Annotated in this window: 5 protein-coding genes; all 5 read left to right on the plus strand. The window is 60.5% G+C overall.

The window, feature by feature from the left end; translation table 11 throughout:
• The first annotated feature begins 198 nt into the window (after positions 1 to 198).
• The 5 genes from rimP to infB are packed head-to-tail and all read left to right on the plus strand — an operon-like array spanning position 199 to position 5043.
• A complete protein-coding gene (gene rimP, locus DXA70_RS13375) occupies positions 199 to 690 on the plus strand; it encodes a ribosome maturation factor RimP (protein ID WP_022256447.1) in 492 nt (163 codons plus the stop codon).
• Between the two features lie 52 nt (positions 691 to 742).
• Positions 743 to 1861, plus strand: coding sequence for a transcription termination factor NusA (gene nusA, locus DXA70_RS13380; RefSeq protein ID WP_128118747.1), 1119 nt, complete (start codon positions 743 to 745; stop codon positions 1859 to 1861).
• A 35-nt stretch (positions 1862 to 1896) separates the two neighbouring features.
• Positions 1897 to 2193 carry a YlxR family protein gene (locus DXA70_RS13385; RefSeq protein WP_112115076.1) on the plus strand — a complete coding sequence of 99 codons (297 nt, stop codon included), beginning with the start codon at positions 1897 to 1899 and terminating at the stop codon, positions 2191 to 2193.
• Positions 2180 to 2560 (plus strand): 50S ribosomal protein L7ae, encoded by a 381-nt coding sequence (locus DXA70_RS13390; RefSeq protein WP_128118748.1) that lies wholly within the window; start codon positions 2180 to 2182, stop codon positions 2558 to 2560. The genes DXA70_RS13385 and DXA70_RS13390 overlap by 14 nt, the downstream gene beginning before the upstream one ends.
• The gene (infB, locus tag DXA70_RS13395; protein WP_128118749.1) at positions 2557 to 5043 is read left to right on the plus strand and encodes a translation initiation factor IF-2; all 2487 of its coding nucleotides are present in this window, start codon (positions 2557 to 2559) and stop codon (positions 5041 to 5043) included. Before DXA70_RS13390 ends, infB begins: the two co-directional genes overlap by 4 nt.
• The last annotated feature ends 98 nt before the right edge of the window (positions 5044 to 5141 follow it).

Raw genomic sequence — 5141 nt, forward strand, 5'->3', positions numbered from 1 at the left:
TGGTAGGAAAGCCTCGCCCCGGCGGGGAGGTGGCACACAAGTGTCGAAAGGGGGCGGCTGGCGCGAAGCGTCTGAGAGGTTTTTTCACGAAAAAGCTTGCATATTTCGCAAATGTATGCTATATTCTAGTAGTACGATATAGTTTTTATGGAACGTGGGCCGCAAGGTCCGCGTTTCTTGTTTGTTTGGAGGTTTTTTATGGCGAAACAGTCTGGCGGCAATACCGCCCAGAGAGTCGAAGCGCTTGTCCGCCCCACCGTGGAGGGCATGGGCCTGCGCCTGTGGGATGTTGTCTTTGAAAAAGAGGGGCCGGACTGGTATCTCCGTGTGCTGATCGACAAGGCGGACGGCTCCACCATGGACACCGACACCTGCGCCGATGTGTCCCATGCGCTGGACCCCATCCTGGACGAGGCAGACCCCATTGAGCAGAGCTATTATCTGGAGGTGGGCAGCCCCGGCCTTGGCCGCAAGCTGACCCGCCCGGAGCACTACACCGCTGTACAGGGCCAGAAGATCAGCGTCAAACTGTACAAGGCCAACGAGAACGGTGCCAAGGAGTTTTCCGGCATCCTGACCTCCCGCGAGGGGAATACCATCACGGTGGAGACCCCGGCGGGCCCCGTCCGCTTTGAAGCCTCCGCCGCCAGCACGGTGCGCCTGTGCGACGACGAAGACCTGTTTCATTGAAAAGTAAAACCCTTTATCACATAGAGAGTAAATCATAGGAGGAACCCGAAAAATGGCAGCAGCTAACAATGAATTTTTTGAAGCTCTCTCCATGCTGGAGCACGAGCGCGGCATCACCGCTGAGTATCTGATCGAGAAGATCAAGGCAGCGATCGTGATCGCTGTCAAGAAGAACTACGAAGTGGAAGACAACAACGTCATGGTGGAGATCGACCCCGCCAACGGCAAATTCAACGTTGCTCTCATTCAGGATGTTGTGGCCGATGAGGACTGGTACGACGAGCACAGCGAGATCGGCATTACCGAGGCCCAGAACATCCGCAAGGATTACAAGGTGGGCGACCGCGTGGTCACTCCCCTCAAGACCAAGGATTTTGGCCGCATCGCCGCACAGACCGCAAAGCACGTCATCCGTCAGGGCATCCGCGAGGCCGAGCGCAGCCAGCAGCTGAGCGAGATCCAGTCCCGCGCCCATGACATCGTGCAGGCCACCGTTACCCGCGTGGACCCCGAAAAGGGCATCGTGGCCGTGGATCTGGGCAAGGGCGGCGAGGCCATCCTGCCCCGCAACGAGCAGGTGCCCGGTGAGACTTACACCGAGGGCCAGGTGCTGCAGGTCTACGTTGTGGACGTCGTCAGCGGCGACCGCGGCGCGCGCGTTATGATCAGCCGTACCCACCCGGGCCTGGTCAAGCGCCTGTTTGAGCTGGAAGTGCCTGAAATTTACGACGGCACTGTGGAAGTCAAGGCCATCAGCCGTGAGGCCGGTGCCCGCACCAAGATGGCAGTCTGGTCCAAGGACGCCAACGTCAACCCCGTTTCCGCCTGCATCGGTCCCCACGGTGACCGTGTGGCTGCTGTGGTCGAGAAGCTGGGCGGTGAGAAGATCGACATCGTTAAGTGGAGCGAGGATGTCTCCGAGTTCATCTCCGCGGCCCTCAGCCCGGCCAAGGTGCTCAAGGTGGAGCTGCTGCCCGGCGAGACCCGCTCCTGCCGTGTGACCGTGCCTGACCAGCAGCTGAGCCTGGCCATTGGCAACAAGGGCCAGAACGCCCGTCTCTGCGCGCGCCTGACCGGCTACAACATCGACATCCGTCCCGAGAGCGGCTACTATGGCGAGGACGAGGAGCCCAAAGCCGAGCAGCCCAAGACCGAAGAGACCGCTGAGTGATTCCAGCGTACCCACTGCCAAAGGAGGGAAATCGGATGGCACAAAAAAAGATCCCGGCCCGCCAGTGCATTGGCTGCATGACCAGCCGCCCCAAAAAGGAGCTGGTGCGGGTGGTGCGCGCCCCGAGCGGAGAGATCAGCATTGACCCGGTGGGCAAAAAGCCCGGCCGCGGCGCGTACCTCTGCCCGGACGCCGCCTGCCTTGCAAAGGCAAAAAAGAAAAAGGCGCTGGAGCGCTGCTTTGAGCAGCCGGTTCCCGCCGAAGTTTACGACGCGCTGGCCCGGCAGCTGGCCGCGGTAGAACAGGAGGCCGCACAGGATGGCAAAGAATAAGAACAACGCCCCCGCAAAGCCTGCGCTGGCCCCGGCAGATGCCCTGTACCAGGCCGTGAGCCTCTGCCGCAAGGCAGGCGCCCTGACCATGGGCTTTGACGCCGTGGAAGATGCCTGCGTCAAGGGCAAGGCGTGGCTGGTCATGGTGGCCAGCGACGCCAGCGCCAAGACCGTGCAGCGCTTGAACTATGCCGTAGGCGACCTGGTGGATGTGATCCCCATGCCGCTGACACAGGATAGACTGGCTGATATCAGCCGTAAACCGGTGGCGGTGTATGCCGTGACCGACCGCAACCTCGCAAAGCTCTGCTTTGACCGCCTGACGGACTGTGGAGCAATCAAAAATGAGGAGGATATGAGCGAATGACCGTAAAATATAAAGTAAGCGATTTTGCAAAAGACCTGAATATTTCCGCCAAGAAAGTGCTGGATGAGCTGAACGCCATGGGCAGCACCGGCAAGAAGAACAGCTCCACTCTGGAGGAGAACGAGCTGAACTACCTGCTGGAGAAATTCAGCAAGGATCATAGCGAGACGGACCTGAGCGCTTATCTGAACAGCGCCAAGCAGCCCGCTGCCCCCAAGAACACGGAGAAGAAGCCCGAGCAGAAGAAAGCCGAGAAGCCCGCTGAGAAAAAGGCGGAGCCCAAGGCCGCCCAGAAGCCGGCTGAGAAGAAGTCGGAGCCTGCAAAAGCTGCCCAGCAGCCCCAGCAGAAAAACAATAACAGCAAGCATAACGAGAAGAAGCCCGAGCAGCATAAGAAGCGGGAGGAGAAGACCGTCTCCCTGAGCGAGCTGGCCCGTGAGACCGGTGCCAAGGCAAGCACTGCCCCGGCTCAGTCCGTCTCCGTCCGCCGCGAGGACAATCAGGTCACCGTGGATACCCGTACCGTGGATATGAACGTGGACCGCTTTGATGCCCGTTACGACGATCTGGCTTCCACCAAGAACACGGAGAACCGCCGCAAGCCTACCCCGCAGGGCAACAAGCAGAAGTTCACCCAGCGCGGCCAGCGTCAGCGCCAGCAGTTCCAGAAAGGCAAGCGCGAGACCGAGTTCGAGCGCCTGCAGCGCATCCAGCTGGAAAAGGCCCGCAACGCACAGCTGAAAGTCTCCATCCCGGATGAGATCACCGTCGGTGAGCTGGCTGCCCGCCTGAAGCAGCAGGCTGGTAAGGTCATTGCCAAGTTCATGCAGATGGGTGAGATGCACGCCATCAACGACATCATCGATTTTGATACCGCTTCCCTGCTGGCCGAGGAGTTCCACGCAAAGGTCGAGCACGAGGTGCATGTGACCATCGAGGAGCGCCTGTTCACCCAGGAAGAGGATGCACAGGAAGACCTCGTCGAGCGTCCCCCGGTCGTCTGCGTCATGGGCCACGTTGACCACGGCAAGACCAGTATCCTGGATGCCATCCGCAAGACCAACGTCACCGCGGGCGAGGCCGGCGGCATCACCCAGGCCATCGGTGCTTATCAGGTCAAGATCAACGACAGCCTGATCACGTTCCTGGATACCCCGGGCCATGAGGCATTTACCTCCATGCGTGCCCGTGGTGCCAACATGACCGATATCGCGGTTCTGGTCGTGGCTGCCGACGACGGCATCATGCCCCAGACCATTGAGTCCATCAACCACGCCAAGGCTGCCAACGTCAAGGTCATCGTGGCCATCAACAAGATGGATAAGCCCACGGCCAACCCCGAGCGCGTCAAGGAGGGCCTGACCAAGTACGGCCTCATCCCCGAGGACTGGGGCGGCGACGTGGCCTGCATCCCTGTTTCTGCCATGACCGGCATGGGCATCAACGACCTGCTGGAGCGCATTGCGCTGGAAGCTGAGGTCATGGAGCTCAAGGCCAACCCCAACCGCCGCGCCAAGGGTGCTGTGGTCGAGGCTCGTCTGGACAAGGGCCAGGGCCCCATTGCCACCATCCTGGTGCAGAACGGCACCCTGCACTCCGGCGATGTCATCATTGCCGGTACCGCTGTGGGCCGTGTGCGTACCATGCGCAGCGATAAGGGCAAGCTGCTGAGCGATGCCGGCCCCTCCACCCCTGTGGAGATCACCGGCCTGACTGCTGTGCCCGAGGCAGGCGACCTGTTTGAGGCCGTTGAGGACGAGCGCCTGGCCCGTGAGCTGGCCGAGCAGCGCATTGCTGACGCCAAGGAGAAGCAGTTCTCCTCGTTCCAGAAAGTCACCCTGGATAACCTGTTCAGCCAGATGGCTCAGAACGATATGAAAGAGCTGGCCATCGTCGTCAAGGCCGACGTGCAGGGCTCTGCCGAGGCTGTCAAGCAGAGCCTCGAAAAGATCTCCAACGATGAGGTCCGCGTCCGCGTCATCCACGCCGGTGTCGGTGCCATCAGCAAGTCCGATGTGGATCTGGCCGATGCCTCCAACGCCATCATCATTGGCTTCAATGTCCGCCCGGACAACGTGGCCAAGGAAGAGGCCGCCGCTACCAAGGTCGAGATGCGGATGTACCGTGTCATTTACGATGCCATCAACGATGTCACCGACGCTATGAAAGGTATGCTGGCTCCCAAGTTCCGCGAGGTCTCTCTGGGCGAGCTGCAGGTCCGTCAGGTGTACAAGATCTCCAACGTCGGCACCGTTGCCGGCTGCCGCGTGACCAACGGCAAGATCACCCGCGACAGCAAGGTGCGCGTGGTCCGTGACGGCATCGTCATCACCGAGGACGAGATCGCGTCCCTGAAGCGCTTCAAGGATGACGCCAAGGAAGTGGCCGAGGGCTACGAGTGCGGCGTGACGCTGGCAAAGTTTGCGGACGTCAAAGAGGGCGACGTGTACGAAGCTTTCAAGATGGAAGAGTACCGCGACTAAGATTTGCAAAACTTCTCAGTCTCGCATTCGCTCGACAGCCGTTCCCTTTTCGGCACTTGTGTGCCACCTCCCCCGGCCGGGGGAGGCTTTCCTACCAG

Source organism: Faecalibacterium sp. OF04-11AC (genome assembly GCF_003460645.1).
In the GTDB taxonomy this organism is placed as follows: Bacteria; Bacillota; Clostridia; order Oscillospirales; family Ruminococcaceae; genus Faecalibacterium; species Faecalibacterium prausnitzii_I.

Coding starts and splice junctions, on each gene's coding strand:
- infB (WP_128118749.1), top strand. CDS start 2,557: ATGACCGTAAAATATAAAGTAAGCGATTTTGCAAAAGACCTGAATATT.
- DXA70_RS13385 (WP_112115076.1), top strand. CDS start 1,897: ATGGCACAAAAAAAGATCCCGGCCCGCCAGTGCATTGGCTGCATGACC.
- nusA (WP_128118747.1), top strand. CDS start 743: ATGGCAGCAGCTAACAATGAATTTTTTGAAGCTCTCTCCATGCTGGAG.
- DXA70_RS13390 (WP_128118748.1), top strand. CDS start 2,180: ATGGCAAAGAATAAGAACAACGCCCCCGCAAAGCCTGCGCTGGCCCCG.
- rimP (WP_022256447.1), top strand. CDS start 199: ATGGCGAAACAGTCTGGCGGCAATACCGCCCAGAGAGTCGAAGCGCTT.